The following is a 17901-nucleotide window of genomic DNA, read 5'->3' on the forward strand; positions in this document are numbered from 1 at the left end:
TACTGCATTCCGCTTTGTCTGGAATCTAACAATGTCGGACACGTGAGACCAACGGTCATGGAGGCATCTTGCTAATAACAAACGTTTTTCAGCATTGGCACGGAACATGCGTCGGTAGCTGCAGCCGCATTGCATGGGGCGACTTTATGCTGAACCGCCGGCTATCACTCATACGAGATCGGCTTAAATATTCATTCGAATAGACCACTCTCCTGCAATGGATTGTCCAACAAATTTACAGAACCTTTATGATTGTAAATCGCTGACAATGGTACGCTCAGCAGCAGTCTGAGGTGAGGCATGGGCGAAAACGCGGGCCCCGGTTAGGTAGGATGGCCGCTGAGCACGCAACGTCGGAGTCATCAGTAAATGGCAAGAAAAGGGCCCATCCTGGTTAAAGGCAACACACGCGGCGCTGGCAACACACGCGGCACTGGTTTGCAATACGCCCCCGCCGCCCAGCGTCTTGGGCTTCCTCCAACCCTGTCGGCTAACCGAGCTCCGTATGAACATCTGGCGGCGGAAACGGTCGAGCAATCCATGTCGGTACAACATGCCCTGATCCGCGACCGTTTGCGACCGCATGCGGCCTGTGGCATTTTCGGGATTAGGGCGCCAGCGAGGCGGCTTATGCGACTGTTGGAAAGCTCCGCCAACATTTCGATCAACCAAGAGCTAACCCCGTATGCGTCCCACTATGCCGCATCGTATGGCGTTCCTCGCCGGGATGCTGGCACGAAAAATCCGCACAAGGCGCACATCATGGCGTTCTTATTTTGCGAAACGAAATCCTCAAAATGCATGGTCTGCAGAAATACGTCGTCATCCCTTACCCTGCGACGGAGTGAGCCCTTCAAATATCGAAGAGCCAGTTCGAAATTTCTCCGAGAGACGGTCGTAGTTCCGCAATTTACCACACCTCAACTAAGGGAAAACCAGGATGCCTCTTGAAATTTCATTCATATTCGGCGGTATTTCTACGGAATACGACGGATCCATCACATCTCTAACCAATATCCTCTCGTCATATCTGGCGATTCATAGAAACAAACGTCCATTTTCTGTGAAAAATTTGTATCACATTAGCCGAAAAGATGGATTTGTTCGCCCCATACCGGTTAACTCCGATTTTAATATCGATGACCTTCAATTCTATATTTCAGAGAATAGCACCATCTCTGGGCACCCACTGCTCGTCGCTTTAGATGATATTGCTTCTCGCGAGGAATACGTTGTGAATTTGTTGCACGGACAATTTGGCGAAGACGGAGGGATTCAGACGCTTGCGGCGCTTTCAGGCTTAAGAGGCACGTTTGGCGACCCGCATGTAGCATCGTTAACGATGAATAAGTACGCAATGTCGTCGTTCGTTTCCTCGCTACTGCCAGTTGAAACGGTGAGATCGCCAAAAACAATACTAATAAGACCGAGAAATGTCGCCGAAGTACTTGATGCCATAAAGTCAATCCAACATCCAATCGTTGTGAAGCCAAACTCTCTTGGGTCATCCCTATTCTCAAAGCTCTTTCACGATCCTGGAACGTCTGAGGTGGAGATTGAGGCTCTACTTCGAACAATATTTACCTACGATAGCGCTGCATTGTTACAAGAGTTCATTCCTGGCGATGAGTATACCTGCGGATGCTTGGTCGATTCATCGAATATAATACCACTACCGGTCGTACAACTTGAGGCAGATATGCAATTTTGCGGGCGCGATCAAAAATATTCTGGCCGTTTGGCCAGGAAGACTCTAGTCGAATTGGATAATGTGATTTCGCGTAAAATCCAGTCAGTATCAGAAAATATTGCTTCTTCTATAGACGTATACAATATGGTTAGGTTCGACTTCAGAGTAACAGATGACTCACAAATCTGGTTCCTAGAATGTAACTATATTCCTGGGTTAGCCAAAGATGGATCATTCGAGATGATGCTACACGGTCACGGAATGACAGTCATAGACTTGATATCATTTATCTCTTCCAAATCAACTCCCTTCATAAAACCAGAGCATTACATCAACTACGCGAGCATTTGAACGTTTCCTTTTATGAAAGGCCAGGCGGAAGGGAGCGTTCGAGCAGTGTCGCGGTAAATTCAGTCTGCCAGTAGAATCTTGAAACGCTGCTTCATTTCTTCCGTCACTTGGCGCAACAGTCTAACAAATTGGTCTGCATGCGCAGATCGTAGCCCCTTTGCCGGTCTCCACAGGTTGACATGATAGGACACACGGACGCTCAGCTTTCGCAAGACCACGCCTCTCTCAGCATAGTGCGCGGCTGTGAACGGATTTACGATCGAAACGCCCACGCCAGCGGCTACCATTGAGCAAAGCCCCGTGGCGGTGGTGGTTTCGAGCGTAAAATGGCGCGCGACGCCTGCAGCATCGAAGACCTCGTCTATCTTGTGCCTATAAGGATCCTCTTCCGAGTAATAGACAAACGCGACCCCTTGGAAATCCTGTGGATCAATGACCGACTTTGCCGTTAGAGGATGTCCAGCAGGAAAAACGCAGAGGAGTTCGCCTGCATCAATCTTTTCGGTTGTTGCGTCGTCGTAGTCATAGCTCCCTTCAGTTAGGCCGATGTCGAACAGCTGCGTCGTCATGTCATGCCTGAGCGCCACTTCACCCAGTGAATGCACCGAAAGGTGGACTTGGGGACGAGCCTTCAAAAAACGGTGCACCACATCGGGCAAAAACGCCTCGGCGTAAGCCGGAAGGCAGGCGATTCTGATGTGGGCGGCGTTATGCCCTTTGATCGCAGTGGCCACTCGGCTGATTTCTTCCATCCCAACAAATGACCGCGCAACCACCGAATGCAGCAGTTGAGCCTGGCTTGTCGGCGTGAGGCGCTTGCCGAAGCGGTTGAATAGATCGAAGCCTATCTGCTTTTCAAGATCGCGCAACTCGCGGCTCACGGTTGGTTGCGACGTTCTCAAAGAGGCCGCCGCTGCGGTCACACTCTTATGCACCATGATGGCGTTGAAGACTTCTATCTGGCGCTGATTGAGTCGCATGTTCCCTGCTGTCATATATCGAAAATGAATTTGAAGCCTAAGACAATATATTTTCCACGCCTAGAGTTTTCTGGAATGATCTCTGTCAAGATTGGAAGGTAAGGCCCCACCCACGATGGATCGACAGGACTCGGGATGGCCGAGAATGGCAACTGCTATGATCGATGCTCCACATGGCGACACCGGCTCGAAACAGCTGGCCTATCGCAATCAAGCCCTGCACATGGAGCGCGTTTGCATCGACACAGTCGCTATGGCAGTTCCGACGCCGTTCTATTGCTACTCCTCTGACGCCATAAGAACGGCATACCTTACCCTGAGCGCCGCGCTTAAGCCTAGTGGCGTCTCAGTCTGCTTTGCGGTGAAGGCGAACGGAAACCTGTCTGTTCTCGGAGTGTTGGCAGCTTTGGGAAGCGGCATGGACATCGTATCCGGCGGCGAACTGGAACGTGCGGTATCGGCGGGTGTCCCCGCATCGAAGATCATCTTCTCTGGCGTCGGCAAGAGGCGCTCCGAGATCGCCAGTGCACTGGAAGTGGGTATCCACCAGATCAACATCGAATCTGAAGCCGAACTCGACGCTGTCATTAACGTGGCGGGGGCCCTGGGCGTGCGGGCGCCGGTTGCACTGCGGGTGAATCCAGATGTGGACGCAGGGACGCATGCCAAAATCAGCACAGGCAAGAAGCATGACAAGTTCGGAATCCCCCTCGAGGACATACCGGCTCTTTATGCCAAAGCCTTAACTGCGCCAGAGCTCGATCCAATAGGCCTTGCCGTGCATATCGGATCGCAAATTCTTGATCTTTCGCCTTATCGCGCGGCTTATTCTCGCATTGCTTACCTTGTAAGATTGCTGCGTTCGCAAGGTATGGCCGTTCGTCGCCTTGATCTGGGTGGCGGCATAGGCATCCCGTACGATCAAGGCCGCAGTCCGGACTTGGGCGAGTACGCCACGATCGTGCGCGAAACGGTTAGCGGTCTCGGTTGCGAGTTGACTGTCGAACCGGGACGTTGGTTGGTGGGGCCGGCCGGGATTCTGGTGGCCGAAGTGCTTTACATAAAAAAGACCGCTGACCGGCTTACCGCCATTGTCGACGCGGGCATGAATGACCTAATGCGCCCCGCGATGTATGGGGCCGTTCATCCAGTTTTTCCTGTGAAGCAGGCTCGGCAAGGATTGCACACCTATCAGATTGCCGGTCCCGTTTGCGAGAGTTCGGACATCTTCGGTACCTATGAAGATTTGCCTCTGCTGCGATCCGGGGACCGTCTCGCCTTTGGGTGCGCCGGCGCATATGGCGCCTCGATGGCATCGACCTACAATGCGCGCGACCTAGCAGCTGAAGTCCTTGTCGACGGGGATCGGTTCCGGGTGATCCGGCGTAGGCAGACCACCGCAGCCTTGCTGACGCTCGAGGAAGAGACAGAGTGGCAAGGATCTTGCGTCCAATCGGCGACAGATCTCACAAACGAATGGAAAGAGATATGAAGCATACGGATCTTCTCTCACTACCTTCTCCAGTTGAGTTGCCGCTCCAGTGGCCATTCATCAAGATGCACGGTCTGGAAAACTACTTCGTTATTCTCGACCGTCGAGACGGCAGCAAGCCTCTAGATGATGATGACATTGTGCGTATATGCAGCACTAATGTCGGCATTGGGGGCGAGCAGCTGCTGACAATTGAACGGGCGTCGGACCAGGGTCTGCGCGCCGGCGCCTATGCGGCAATTCGGATCTTCAACATCGACGGTAAGGAAGTTGGGGCATGCGGCAACGCCACGCGCTGCATGGCATATTTGCTGCTCGAGGAATCCGGCAAGGACGAGGTGCTAATGGAGTTGGCGGGGGGCGTCGTCCACTGCCGCAGGGCGGGGCCGATGGAGGTCAGCGTCACGCTCGGACCGATCAGCATGAATTGGCGCGAGATTCCTTTATCGCGGGAGGTTGATACGCTCCACCTGCCCATTGAAAGCGGCCCGCTCGCCGATGGTACCGCTCTTTATATCGGCAACCCGCATGCCGTTTTCTTTGTTGATCAACTCGATAGCGTCGACCTGGGCCGCTATGCGCCCGTGGTGCATAATGATCCTCTCTTCCCAGAGGGAGCCAACGTGGGCGCTGCTCAGGTTCTCGACGGACAGGCCCTTCGGCTCGAGGTCTGGGAACGGCAAGGAATAGTAACCAGGGCATGTGGGACCGGCGCCTGCGTTGCTGCATATGCGGCGCTTAAACGAGGCCTCGTCACCTCGAAGAACATCGTAGTCCATCTACAGGCCGGGAAGCTCGATATCGAACTTCTGGATGGCGACAGAGTCCGCATGACCGGACCAGTCGCGTTTTGCTGTCATGGTTTCCTCGAAGCGGGCAAGAAAGCCGCAGCCAAGGTCTCATAGGCCAGCATCGTATGTACAGAATGACCCGGCCAGAAAAGCGCGAGCATCAGACTGGAAGATAAGACAATGGAAATTAGCCCTTCAAACGATAGCTGCGCCTATGGGCAATCTGGCATTTTCCGAGGGCATTTGCGTTTCGACAATCCTCGTCTGGCGGACTACAGCTGGCCACTTTGTGAGATTCGCGGCAGGAAGCCTGGTCCGCGGCTATGTGTATCCGCTGGAGTTCACGTCAACGAGGTATCCAGCATCGAAGCTGCTGTTCGCTTGCAGCGGATGATCGATCCGGAGACGATCCAGGGTTCCGTCTCTATTATTCCTTTGATCAACCAGCCGGCGTTCTACAAATATACCGAACTAGTCTGTCCGATTGATGGCCGAAATATCAATTTCACTTTCCCGGGCAACAGGGATGGAACTTTTTCGGAAGCGCTGTGCGACTCAATCATGAATGAATGGTGCGTAGACTCTGATTGCTACGTCGACTTGCATGGGGGCGACCTGCGGGAGAACGTCTCCAAGTTTTCAATCTTCCAGCGTACCGACGACGTCGAGCTCGACGCGTTGGGCAGGCGGATGGCAATGTGCTTCGACGCCGAGATAGTAATGGGTCTGCCGGCTGCACATATGGAGAAGCCGGGTCGGGCTCCGACGGCTTTTGCTCGTCACAATCGGCTGGCCTTGATGTCGGAAGCAGGAGCGAATGGGCTTCTGGATGAGGGTTCGATCTCCTTCCACCTCGAAGGAGTGCTCAACATCGCCCGCACCCTAGGAATCATCGATGCGCCCCTCGCACCGTTCCTGAACGCCCGAATTCCATGTGATGAGTATCTCTGGCTTGACTGCCCCGTGGATGGCGAGTTCCACGCTGAGGCCGAGCCGGGTGATCGGGTTACCAAGGGCCAACGCCTCGGTACGATCAGCAATCTTTTCGGCGAGACGCTGGCAGAAGTCGCCGCACCGGAGACAGGTTTTCTTCTGTGGCGCATGACCCATCCGACGATTCCAAAAGGGTCGCCCTTAGGAGCGGTCGCAGTCGAGGAAACATCGGTTTACCAGTAGGACGAACACTTCAGGATCGCTTTTCGGTTGCTCTGGGGCTGCCGGGGCGACAGAACGGCCGCTCATTCGGCACGCTTGGCATAGCAACCACGCAACTGACTCGGCTTGAGAGAAACGGAAGGCCGAAGAAAAGCCGGAAGGGCCGGTCTGCAGGCATGCTCTAGAACGTGATGGGGCACTTGCTGCGCTTGACTGTCGTTAATTGGAAGCTTTGTCGATGAGAGGGTTAGGAATGAAATTCTCAGGCTTCCGCGTATTTGCCGAAGCGCTCAAAGGGAACACCGGATGGCGCCCGCTTTGGCGCAATCCGGAGCCCAAATCAGACTATGACTATGTGGTCGTCGGCGGAGGCGGGCACGGTTTAGCGACCGCTTACTATCTTGCCAAGACGTTCCGGCAGTCCCGGATCGCTGTGCTGGAGAAGGGCTGGTTAGGATCGGGGAATATTGGCCGCAACACCACCATTATCCGTTCAAACTACCTACTTCCCGGCAACGAGCCATTCTACGAATTTTCGATGAAGCTCTGGGAAGGACTGGAGCAGGAACTCAACTTCAACGCGATGGTCTCTCAACGTGGGGTCATCAACCTTCTCCACTCGGATTCGCAGCGCGATTCTTTTCGGCGCCGCGCCAACGCCGTGATACTCGCCGGAGCTGACGCGCGTCTGTTGAGCCGTGAAGATTTGCGCGCGATGGTTCCCTTTCTGAATTTTGACAATGCGCGCTTTCCGATCCGTGGCGGTTTGCTGCAGGCGCGCGGGGGCACGGCGCGTCATGATGGTGTCGCGTGGGGATACGCTCGTGGCGCCGATCTGCAGGGTGTGGACCTGATTCAGAACTGCGAGGTGACAGGTTTCCGGATTGTTGGTGGCAAGATCCGCGGTGTCGAGACCTCGCGCGGCTATATCGGTGCCGGCAAGGTCGGCGTTGCAGTGGCGGGCTCTTCGGGCCGCGTCATGGCGATGGCGGGAATGCGGCTTCCAATGGAGAGCCATGTCTTGCAGGCCTACGTCTCGGAAGGCTTAAAGCCCATACTTCCTGGCGTCATCACCTTCGGGGCGGGACACTTCTACATCAGCCAGTCGGACAAGGGGGGCCTCGTCTTCGGTGGCGATATCGATGGCTATAATTCCTACGCCCAGCGGGGCAACCTGCCTGTGGTCGAGCATGCGGCCGAATGCGGGTTGGCGCTGATGCCAATGATCGGGCGTGCCAGGGTCCTGCGCATGTGGGGCGGTCTCATGGATATGTCGATGGACGGCTCACCGATCATTGACCGCACGGACGTCGAGGGTCTCTTTTTCAACGGCGGCTGGTGCATCGGTGGCTTCAAGGCGACGCCCGCCAGCGGCTACGCCTTCGCCCATCTGCTTGCCACTGGGTCCCCACACGAGACTGCGCGCGCTTACCGGCTCGATCGGTTCTCACGCGGGTATGTAATTGACGAAACCGGCACTGGGGCACAGCCCAACCTGCACTGAGGTCAACCGAATGCTAATTCCCCATCCGATTTTGGGTTCGCGCGATGCGCGAGAATTCATTTATCTCGGCGATGTCAGGCTCCTCGACCGTCCCGACCCGACTAGGCCCGACGCCGAATACTTATTCTGCGACTACGTCTTCCTGCGCGACAACCCAGCGGGCGTGCATCGCGAACTATGGTTCCATGAGCAGGGCGATCGGTCATGGCTGCTAGTCACCCGCAACACAGTCACGCACGAAATCCTCGGCGCTGAACTGGCACGCGATGCCGCGCTGGCGCGCAAAAGGAGCGGTCAATGACCCGGCTAGCCGGCGGGTTGGTCGACCGCTCGAAATCCCTGAACTTTACCTTCGATGGCAAGCGATACGAGGGACATCCAGGCGACACGCTTGCCTCAGCGCTTCTGGCCAATGGCGTGCGCCTGATGGGCCGCAGCTTCAAATATCATCGTCCGCGCGGTGTGTTCTCGGCCGGCTCCGAGGAGCCGAACGCCTTGGTCGAGCTGCGCTTGGGCGCTCGTCAGGAGCCTAATACGCGCGCAACCGTTGCGGAGTTGTTTGAAGGGCTTGTGGCGCGAAGCCAGAATCGTTGGCCCTCACTCAGCTTCGATGCCTTGGCGGTCAATGATTTGCTATCGCCGTTTTTCACGGCCGGGTTCTATTACAAGACCTTCATGTGGCCGAAAGCCTTCTGGGAAAAGCTTTACGAGCCTGCGATCCGCAAAGCGGCCGGCCTCGGAAGCTTGTCCATGCGGGCTGATCCGGATGCCTACGACAAGGGCTTCTTGCATTGCGACCTCTTGGTCATAGGAGGGGGCCCGGCCGGGCTTGCGGCGGCACTGACAGCGGCGCGCTCCGGTGCACGCGTGATCCTGGCGGATGAGGATTTCCGTTTGGGCGGCAGACTCTTGGCCGAGACGGAAACGCTGGACGGGGCGCCGGCTACCGATTGGATCTCCGCGTTGGAGGCTGAATTGGAGAGCCTGCCGAACGTTCGCGTGATGCGTCGCACCACCGTGTTCGGTGTGTTTGACCACGGAATCTACGGGGCGGTCGAACGCGTTTCCGATCACCTTGCGGAGCCGGGCGACAAGGTCCGCCAGACGCTGTGGCGCATCACTGCCAAACGCGCGATCTTGGCTGCGGGTGCCACCGAACGACCCATCGCCTTTGCCGACAATGACCGTCCGGGGATCATGTTGGCGGGCGCAATGCGGGCTTACGCTAATCGCTGGGCGGCATGCCCGTCCAAGACGGTCGCTGTCTTCACTAACAACGACGACGGCCATCGCACTGCCGGCGACCTGGCCGCCAAGGGCGTCCATGTCGTCGCCGTTATCGACGCGCGCCGCGAGGCCAGAGCCTGGGGCGATTATCGCGTGATCGCCGGTGGCATGGTGACGGGTTCGCGCGGGCGGCTGGGCCTGACAGCAATCGAGGTTTCCGAGAACGGTCGCCGCGAATGGATCGAGTGCGGCGGGCTGGGTGTTTCGGGCGGCTGGAACCCGAATGTGCACTTGACCTCCCATCATCGCGGTCGGCCCGTTTGGAATGAGGCACTGCAGGCCTTCCTGCCGGGCGCTGACGGGCCCGCGGGATTGCTTCCGGTGGGTGCGGCGGCGGGCCATTTTTCCACCACCCAGACGCTTCGCTCGGGCGCCGAGGCTGCCCTGCGCGCGCTGAACGAAATCGGAATTGCGGCAGCACTGCCCATTCTGCCGCGGTCGGAGGAGTCGGGCTACGGAGTCGCGCCCATTTTCCATGTACCGGGCAAAAAGCGTGCCTGGGTCGATTTCCAGAACGACGTGACGGTGAAGGACATCAAGATCGCCCATGCCGAGAACATGCGTCCGGTAGAGCATCTGAAACGCTATACGACGCTGGGCATGGCGACGGACCAGGGCAAGACCGCAAACGTGACCGGGCTGGCCGTGATGGCGGAGCTCACCGGGAGAACGATCCCGGAAACGGGAACGACGATTTTCCGCCCGCCCTACACCCCGGTGACGATCTCGGTGCTGGGCGGCGGCGATACGGGGCCGCATTTCCGCCCGCGCCGCCTTACGCCGACGCATGGTTGGGCTGAAGCCCAAGGTGCCGTTTTCGTTGAGAGCGGCCAGTGGATGCGAGCCGAGTATTTCCCCCGTCAGGGCGAAACGCATTGGCGCCAAAGCGTTGACCGTGAGACCAAGGCAGTTCGCAGCGCTGTGGGCTTGTGCGACGTCTCGACCCTCGGCAAGGTCGACGTGCAGGGCGCGGATGCCGGGGAATTTCTGAACCGGCTCTATAGCAATGTGATGAATACGCTGAAGGTCGGTCGAGTCCGCTACGGGCTAATGCTGCGCGAAGACGGCTTTGCCTATGACGACGGCACCTGCGCCCGGCTGGCCGAGGATCACTATGTCGTCACAACGACGACTGCCAACGCCGGGCTAGTCTACCGTAACTTGGAGTTTGCCCGGCAATGCCTGTGGCCGGAACTCGACGTGCAGATCATCTCCACGACGGACGCCTGGGCACAGATCGCAGTGGCCGGACCAAAATCGCGGGACCTGCTCGGTCGCATCGTGGAAGGTTTGGACCTGTCGAACGGAGCCTTCCCTTTTATGGCCTGCGCGGAACTGACTGTTTGCGGTGGGTTGCGCGCGCGGCTCTTCCGCATCTCTTTCTCCGGTGAACTCGCCTACGAAATCGCGGTACCCGCCCGCTACGGCCAGGCGCTCATGGAACGGCTGATGCAGACGGGAGCCGACCTCGGAGTGGCGCCTTACGGCGTTGAAGCGCTATCCGTGCTGCGCGTCGAAAAGGGCCATGTGGGTGGTTCCGAACTGAATGGCCAAAGCACGGCCGCGATGCTGGGGTTGGGAAAGATGGTGTCGCAGAAGAAGGACGCCATCGGCGCGGTCATGTCGCGACGTGAGGGACTGGCGGGTGATGTCCGCCGCATTGTGGGTCTGCAACCCGTCGAGCGTGCGGGCAAGGTTGTTGCCGGGTCACATCTCTTCATCCAGGGCGCAACGCAAAATCTCGACACCGACCAGGGCTGGATCACGTCGGCCTGCTACAGCCCGCATGTCGGATCGATGATTGGGCTCGGCTTTCTGGAAAACGGCGACCAACGCATAGGCGAGGTGATCGTGGCCGCGAATCCGGTCGAAGGCGAAAGCGAACGCCTGCGGATCGTGCCGGCACACTTCCTCGATCCAGAGGGAGCACGTCTGCGTGACTGACCTTAACGCCTTCACGGCGCTCGGCGACGCACAGCCCCGCCTGGTATCTTTTGCGGCACTGGACATCCGGGAGAACCCGGAGCTGGCGCTTGCCTCTCTTTCGCTACGCCGCGGTTCGGCAAAGCCAGTGCCCTCCGGCCTTCATCTCCCCGAGCCGGGCCGCTGGGTGGCAGGGCAGGGGGTGGCGGCCTTCTGGGTTGGCCCGGATCAATGGATGATCGAAGCCGAGGGTCGTGCCGAAGACAATTTCGCTGCCGATCTGAAAGAGGTCTCGCCCGATTGTACGGTAACCGAGCAAACTGATGGCTGGATCGTGTTTGAGATTGCTTCGCGCGCGGGAAGCGCGCCTCTCGAGGCACTATTGTCGAAACTCGTCAACATAGATCTTGCGGGCTTTGGTCCTGGCCGAGCGACGCGTTCCGGCGTTGAGGAGATGAGCTGTTTCGTGATCCGCCGGAGCGAAACTCATGTGGCTGTGATGGGGGCGCGTTCCTTTGCCGGATCGCTGTGGCACGCGCTCGAAACGGCGGCCCAGCGGTTGGATGAGAAGGCAGCCTGACTGCCCTTGCGATAAGGGTTCGCGGTCCAGCAGGGCATGACGGCGGATCGACCAGGTGGCGGCTCACGGGAGACTGTCGTTTCACGCTCTGCCCCGCCGCGGTTCTGGAGAGCTCGGTTGCTGCGTCAGCCGGTGTCGTTGGCGGCACAACCACAAGCGCGAACGAAGAGGTCACTTTCGGGATTCGTACCCAGCATTCGGAATGCCAACGCTCGTCGCGAGTTGACGTGAATGCGCTGTGCGGCCGCTTGAGATGCCACTGCTAACTTCCGTACGCGATTGGTCCCGTACATATCCAGATTGGATAAAGGCATGCCGAATTTCTATTTTCCAAACTATGGGGTGTGTGGAATGCTTTCTCATCAGAAGGGACCCCTGACGAACTCAAATGTCGGAAAAAGGCAGTCAAAGGGATGCCCCTCATGACGATGCAGGGAACGCGGACGGGTCAGGTGCCTGCGAGACCTATAGGTCGCACGAGATTGCAACCTAACTCGCGAAAGTTTCGATCTCAGTACCTATCGCGCAAAGCCCCGCCGGCATCCGTTTCTTGTGGCGGCACAAGCTGGGGTAGCTCGATAGGAAAACGCCAAGGATCTCTATTGGAAGCGTGTGGATGGAAGCCGGGTCCGGCATGAAAGAGCCTGAGTGGCAAAGGATCGCCCTTCTGCTCTGCGACAGATCTCAGACACGAATGGAAAGAGATATGAAGCACACAGACCTTCTGTCGCTACCTGCGCCGATCGAGCTGCCGGTACAATGGCCATTCATCAAGATGCACGGTCTGGAAAACTACTTTGTTATTTTCGACCGGCGCGACGGCAACAAAGTCCTGGATGCCGACGTTATAGTGCGCATCTGCAGCACGAACATCGGCATTGGGGGCGAGCAGCTTCTGACCATTGAACCGGCCTCGGAGGAGGGGCTGCGCGATGGCGCCTACGCGGCAATGAGGATTTTCAACATCGACGGCAAGGAAGTGGGGGCTTGCGGCAATGCCACGCGCTGCGTGGCATATCTGCTGCTTGAGGAATCCGGCAAGGATGAGCTTGTCATGGAGCTGGCAGGGGGCGTCGTCCTCTGCCGCCGGGCAGGGCCGATGGAGGTCAGCGTCACCCTCGGACCGATCAGCATGGAATGGCGAAAGATCCCACTATCGCGAGAGGTTGATACGCTCCACCTGCCCATTCAAAGCGGTCCGCTCACAAATGGTGTCGCCCTGTACATCGGCAACCCGCATGCGGTCTTCTTTGTTGATCAACTCGATAGCGTCGACATGGGCCGCTATGCGCCGGCGGTGCAGAATGATCCTCTTTTTGCAGAGGGTACCAACGTGGGCGCGGCTGAGATTATCGACAGCCAAACCATTCGGCTCAAGGTCTGGGAACGACCCGGCGTGCTCACCAAGGCCTGTGGAACCGGCGCCTGCGTTGCCTCTTATGCGGCGCTTGAGCGAGGTCTCATAACCTCCAAGAACATCGCCGTGCATCTTCCCGGCGGGAAGCTCGATGTCGAACTTCTGGATGGCGACAGAGTTCACATGACTGGGCCGGTCGCGTTTTGCTGTCACGGTTTCATAGAAGGAGGCAAGTAGCGACGTGCAAATTCGCCGCAGGTCATGGCTCAGACATGCGAGCCGATAAAAAGGCGATGAGAGCCATATCACAAAAACAGGGGAATGAGATTATGAGCGCAACAACCAGGTATTTTGGATTCAACGCCGCGCTGCTATTGGCCGCGTTGCCGTTCGCAGCGCAAGCGCAGGACACCATCCCGGATAACCTTAAGGGTAGCGGGGAAGTCGTTATAGAATCGAGCGGAGGGACCTTAGAAGCGGCTGAAAAGAAAGCATTTTTTGATCCATTCACGCGCGATACAGGTATTAACGTTGTGCTGGTTGCGGAGGATCACGCAAAGCTGTTGGCTTCGGTGCAGCTCGGTCAGCCTGCAAACGACATTGCTGACCTGGCCGGCGGTCAGCTTGCGAGTTGGATCGCCAAAGACGGAGCCGAGAAGATAGACTACAGCTACTTCGCCAAAGAGACCCTTGCCAGCATACCAGAGCCGCTCAGAAATGAATTCGGCATCGGCAATTTTACGTATTCGGCCGTTATCGGCTACAACACAAAGAAGTTTCCGGAGGACGGGAAGCACCCAAAGAACTGGCTCGACTTCTATAACGTCAAGGAGTTTCCGGGAAAGCGGGCACTGTCGAAGTGCGAAAAGATGGTTGAGGGCGGCCTACTCGAAGGGGCGCTGATGGGCGACGGTGTATCAGTTGACCAGGTTTATCCGATCGACATGGATCGGGCCTTTGCCAAGATCAAGTCGCTTATGCCGGATGTGGGTCGCTGGCTGGTTGCTGGCGCCGATGGCCCTCAAAGCCTTATCGACGGCGAGGCCGACATGGCATCAAGTTACAATGGCCGAATGGCGGCTGCAAAGGAACAAGGGGCACCGGTAGCGTTTTCGTGGGAGCAGTCATTGCTTCAATATGACTACTGGGTGGTCATGAAAGGCTCGCCCAACAAGGAAAACGCATTCAAGTTCCTGGCCTATATTTCCCGCCCAGGACCGCAGGCGGTCTTTGCCGAGGCAATCCAATACGGCCCTGTTAACCAAGATGCGTTCAAGCTCCTTCCCAAGCAGTTGGCCGAAAATCTGCCCGGCGCGCCGGATATTGTTAAGAAGCAGGTTTTCCAAGACTATCCATGGTGGGGCAAAACTGGCTCCGATGGTCGCACCAACTACGAGGTTGCTATGGAACGCTGCGTCGCACTGCTGTCACAGTAGTAATTTGCCCCTGCAGGCATTCGTTCGTCTGCGGGGGCGATTAGCCAGAGATATGGCTTCGGGCCGTATAAGCGAGCGCTTAACTAAGAAAGCAAGAGGAACATGGAAGTTATCGCACTCAGCAATAGCTGCGAATACGGAAAACCCGGCATTTTTCGCGGTCATCTAAGTTTCGACAGCCCGCGGCTAGCCGGTTACAAATGGGAGATCTGTGAGATCCGGGGGAAAAAGGCTGGGCCGCGGCTCTGTATCTGCGCCGGTGTTCACCCCAACGAGGTCTCCGCAATAGAAGCCGCCGTTCGACTTCAACGATTGTTCGACCCAGAAGTTATGGAAGGCAGCGTTTCCATCATTCCTCTTATCAATCAACCCGGGCTTTTTCAGTATCCGCAATACGTTTGTCCGCTTGACGGCAAGAATATTGAGCACACGTTTCCTGGCAAAAAGGACGGAACGTTCTCCGAAGCACTTTGTGACGCGATCATGAACGAATGGTCCATCGGTGCGGATTGCCTTATCGACATGCACGGCGGGGACTTGCGAGAGAACGTCTCGAAGTTCGTCATGTACCAGGACACAGGTGACCCCCAACTCAACGCCCGAGGGCGACAGATGGCGAGGTGTTTTAACGCCGAGTTTGTTCTAGCGCTTCCGAGGCGCTTTATGGAAAAAGCGGGAACATATTCTCCTTCGGCTTTCGCCACACATGATAGAATCGCCCTGCTTCCGGAGGCTGGAGCGAACGGTCTCCTAACCGAAGATACGATTTCCTTCTTCGTGGAAGGAGTCTTGAACGTTGCCCGCACGCTCGGCATCATCAGCACACCTGCAACAGAGATCCGCAACGCTCGGGTGCATTGTGATGATTACCTCTGGGTCTATTGCCCGGCGGGCGGGGACTTCCACTCTGAGGTCGAGCCCGGTGACTCGGTGACCAAAGGCCAGCGTCTAGGCACAATCAGTAACCTCTTTGGGGAGACGCTCGCCGAGCTTAACGCTCCGGACGCAGGCTTCCTTCTTTGGCGTATTACGCACCCGTCAATCAAAGAGGGTTCTTTTGCGGGAGCAATTGGGATCGAGGAAAATCGATCGCGATGACCCATGCTGAGAACTTCGGGCTCGCCTGGACGGACCGTGCCGGCGTCGCAGCGGAGACCCAATGGATTGCTGAATGAGGCGCTCCTTCCCATCGACGGATTGCCTACATCTCGTGCAACTTACGCGTTGTTGAGATACGCAATCCGACTCCGGGACGCTTGGGCCTTTTGCAACGAACTGTCGCTAGATCGACTGCCGCTTTGCTGAAAGCATAAGTCGGGCGACCGTCTCGTGAAGCGCAAGCGTCTCGGCACGAACTGCAATCGGATTTGCCGGACGATGGTGGAACTCAAAAAGAGACAGGGCGGTCTGCTTCCTTCGGCGCATGACGAATCGAAGGGGGTATCGCGCCGCCGCCTTCCAGAAACATCCATGAGCGCCTTAGGAATGCCACCAGGAGCGACGTTTGTATGAGTGTAATGTTGGCGACAGGTATGACCGCTGGCTCTGCGGGATCACCCGCGGGCAAGGGGATAAACTACATGAACATTCTCCTAACAAAGCGCTGGATTCGCGGCATCATCGTCGCCGGCCCGCTGGTTCTGCTTTTGCTCGGTTTCCTCGTCATTCCGCTGTCGTTCATCCTGTGGGGTAGCGTCGAGGGTACCAAACTGAACTTTGCGCACTATGCGAGCATAATCTCCAACGAGACCAACCTAAGGATCCTGCTTCATACCTTGAAGATTGGGCTGATCGTAACAGTCGTCTCACTGGTCGCTGGTTACCCGGTTGCGTATCTATTGACAAGGATCAGGCCGCGCACACTATCGATTGTGACCGTGTTCATCCTCATCCCGCTGTTCACCGCCTTTCTTATCAGGACTTACGCCTGGATCATAATCCTCGGCCGCGAGGGGATTATCAACAACACGCTGGTCCGACTTGGCATCGTCAGCGAGCCGCTTCCGCTTCTCAACACCACATTCGCCGTGGTGATCGGGATGACACATGTGTTTATCCCGATGGCAATCTTCACGATGTTTTCGTCGATGGTGCGGATCGATCACGATTTCGCTCGTGCAGCGCAAATTCTTGGCGCGAAACCGATCCAGGCATTCCTGCGTGTGTATTTCCCAATGTCGCTCCCGGGCGTCTTCTCCGCCGGCATCCTGATCTTCATCGTTGCGATCGGTTTCTATATCACGCCCGCCCTTCTCGGCGGCCCCAGCGACACGATGATATCACAGCTGATAGTCACGCAGATGACGACGCTTCTGAATTTCGAACTCAGCGATGCGTCGTCCATCGTGCTCCTGCTAGTGACAATTGCCACGCTCTTCCTCGCAAGCCTCTTCATTCCTCTGGAAATGATATGGTCTCCCTCGATAGCCGACCTGTCGAACCGGCCGCCCGGAGTGAGATCCCGCGCCTTGAAGTGGGCGAAACGGGTTTTGGACCCGCTTCTGGTTGCTATCGAAACTCTGATTCATGTGATGACAAAGCCATTGCTGACCCGCAAATCGCGGTGGCTTTGGGCCTATACGATCGTCTTCCTCGTGTTTCTGACGGCGCCCTTGATCGTCGTTGTCGTCCTTTCATTCAGTTCGTCTTCCTTCGTTGTTTTTCCTCCTCCGGGCTTTTCACTGCGCTGGTGGGAATCGTTGGCGAACGCCACTGACTGGCAGGCATCCTTCCTATTCTCGACCAAGCTCGGCCTCACCTCTGCGCTCCTTGCAACGATCATCGGCACCATGGGCGCATTCTGGCTGGTTCGCACGACGCTGCCGATCAAGAGGGCTCTTTTTCTATTCTCGCTGTCGCCTCTCATGGTGCCGGTCGTCATCGTAGCGACATCCCTCTACGTCTTCGAGGCCCGCATCCACGTGCTCGGCAGCTTCCTGGGATTGGTGCTGGGTCATGTTCTTTTGTCCGTGCCTTATGTCATCGTCGTCATGGCAGCTGCGTTGCGTGGTTTTGACGAGACGCTCGAGAGGGCTGCTGCGGTGCACGGCGCACGTCCCATGCAAGTGCTTCGCCTCGTGACATTGCCGATCCTTAAGCCGGCGCTCGTTACCGCAGGCCTCCTCGCCTTCCTGACCTCGTTCGACGAACTGCTCGTCAGTATCTTTCTGCTTGGTCGACAGACGCCGACACTGCCGATGAAGTTCTGGGGTGATATCAAGTTCCAGGTTAACCCGCTCCTGAGCACGGCCTCGACCTTCATCGTCGCGCTCGTAATCGTATCGATCCTGACGGTTCAGTGGATCAGGGTACGGCATGAGAACCGCATCTCAACCAGTGCCAGCAAATGAACGAC

13 protein-coding genes are annotated in these 17901 nt (G+C 57.0%); 12 read left to right on the top strand and 1 reads right to left on the bottom strand.

The window, feature by feature from the left end; all coding sequences use genetic code 11:
• The first annotated feature begins 940 nt into the window (after window positions 1–940).
• Window positions 941–2041, top strand: coding sequence for a D-alanine--D-alanine ligase family protein (locus NLY37_RS28770; RefSeq protein ID WP_084559048.1), 1101 nt, complete (start codon window positions 941–943; stop codon window positions 2039–2041).
• Between the two features lie 59 nt (window positions 2042–2100).
• Here NLY37_RS28770 and NLY37_RS28775 read toward each other — a convergent pair whose 3' ends face one another.
• Window positions 2101–3021 carry a LysR family transcriptional regulator gene (locus NLY37_RS28775; RefSeq protein WP_023743235.1) on the bottom strand — a complete coding sequence of 307 codons (921 nt, stop codon included), beginning with the start codon at window positions 3019–3021 and terminating at the stop codon, window positions 2101–2103.
• Window positions 3022–3166: 145 nt separating this feature from the next.
• On the opposite strand from NLY37_RS28775, the gene lysA reads away from it, so the two are divergent.
• The 11 genes from lysA (at window position 3167) to NLY37_RS28830 (ending at window position 17896) form a co-directional block, all read left to right on the top strand.
• A complete protein-coding gene (lysA, locus tag NLY37_RS28780; RefSeq protein WP_084559054.1) occupies window positions 3167–4513 on the top strand; it encodes a diaminopimelate decarboxylase in 1347 nt (448 codons plus the stop codon).
• Window positions 4510–5418: a diaminopimelate epimerase gene (dapF, locus tag NLY37_RS28785; RefSeq protein WP_023743233.1), complete on the top strand. Its 909-nt coding sequence runs from the start codon at window positions 4510–4512 to the stop codon at window positions 5416–5418. Before lysA ends, dapF (NLY37_RS28785) begins: the two co-directional genes overlap by 4 nt.
• 66 nt (window positions 5419–5484) lie before the next feature.
• Window positions 5485–6480 carry a M14 family metallopeptidase gene (locus NLY37_RS28790; RefSeq protein WP_031246597.1) on the top strand — a complete coding sequence of 332 codons (996 nt, stop codon included), beginning with the start codon at window positions 5485–5487 and terminating at the stop codon, window positions 6478–6480.
• Window positions 6481–6712: 232 nt separating this feature from the next.
• Window positions 6713–7963 (top strand): sarcosine oxidase subunit beta family protein, encoded by a 1251-nt coding sequence (locus tag NLY37_RS28795; protein ID WP_023743231.1) that lies wholly within the window; start codon window positions 6713–6715, stop codon window positions 7961–7963.
• 10 nt (window positions 7964–7973) lie between these two features.
• The gene (locus NLY37_RS28800) at window positions 7974–8264 is read left to right on the top strand and encodes a sarcosine oxidase subunit delta (RefSeq protein ID WP_031246596.1); all 291 of its coding nucleotides are present in this window, start codon (window positions 7974–7976) and stop codon (window positions 8262–8264) included.
• Entirely contained in the window at window positions 8261–11194 is a 2934-nt protein-coding gene (locus NLY37_RS28805) for a sarcosine oxidase subunit alpha family protein (protein ID WP_023743229.1), read from the top strand. The genes NLY37_RS28800 and NLY37_RS28805 overlap by 4 nt, the downstream gene beginning before the upstream one ends.
• Window positions 11187–11753 carry a sarcosine oxidase subunit gamma gene (locus tag NLY37_RS28810; protein WP_023743228.1) on the top strand — a complete coding sequence of 189 codons (567 nt, stop codon included), beginning with the start codon at window positions 11187–11189 and terminating at the stop codon, window positions 11751–11753. The genes NLY37_RS28805 and NLY37_RS28810 overlap by 8 nt, the downstream gene beginning before the upstream one ends.
• 706 nt (window positions 11754–12459) lie before the next feature.
• Window positions 12460–13347, top strand: a complete 888-nt coding sequence (dapF, locus tag NLY37_RS28815; protein WP_023743227.1) for a diaminopimelate epimerase — start codon at window positions 12460–12462, stop codon at window positions 13345–13347.
• Window positions 13348–13439: 92 nt separating this feature from the next.
• The gene (locus NLY37_RS28820; protein ID WP_031246593.1) at window positions 13440–14546 is read left to right on the top strand and encodes an ABC transporter substrate-binding protein; all 1107 of its coding nucleotides are present in this window, start codon (window positions 13440–13442) and stop codon (window positions 14544–14546) included.
• Window positions 14547–14648: 102 nt separating this feature from the next.
• Window positions 14649–15644 (top strand): succinylglutamate desuccinylase/aspartoacylase family protein, encoded by a 996-nt coding sequence (locus tag NLY37_RS28825; RefSeq protein WP_031246591.1) that lies wholly within the window; start codon window positions 14649–14651, stop codon window positions 15642–15644.
• A gap of 482 nt (window positions 15645–16126) precedes the next feature.
• A complete protein-coding gene (locus NLY37_RS28830; RefSeq protein ID WP_023743224.1) occupies window positions 16127–17896 on the top strand; it encodes an ABC transporter permease subunit in 1770 nt (589 codons plus the stop codon).
• The last annotated feature ends 5 nt before the right edge of the window (window positions 17897–17901 follow it).

The sequence above is a fragment of the Mesorhizobium sp. C395A genome (genome assembly GCF_030323205.1).
Lineage (GTDB): Bacteria > Pseudomonadota > Alphaproteobacteria > Rhizobiales > Rhizobiaceae > Mesorhizobium.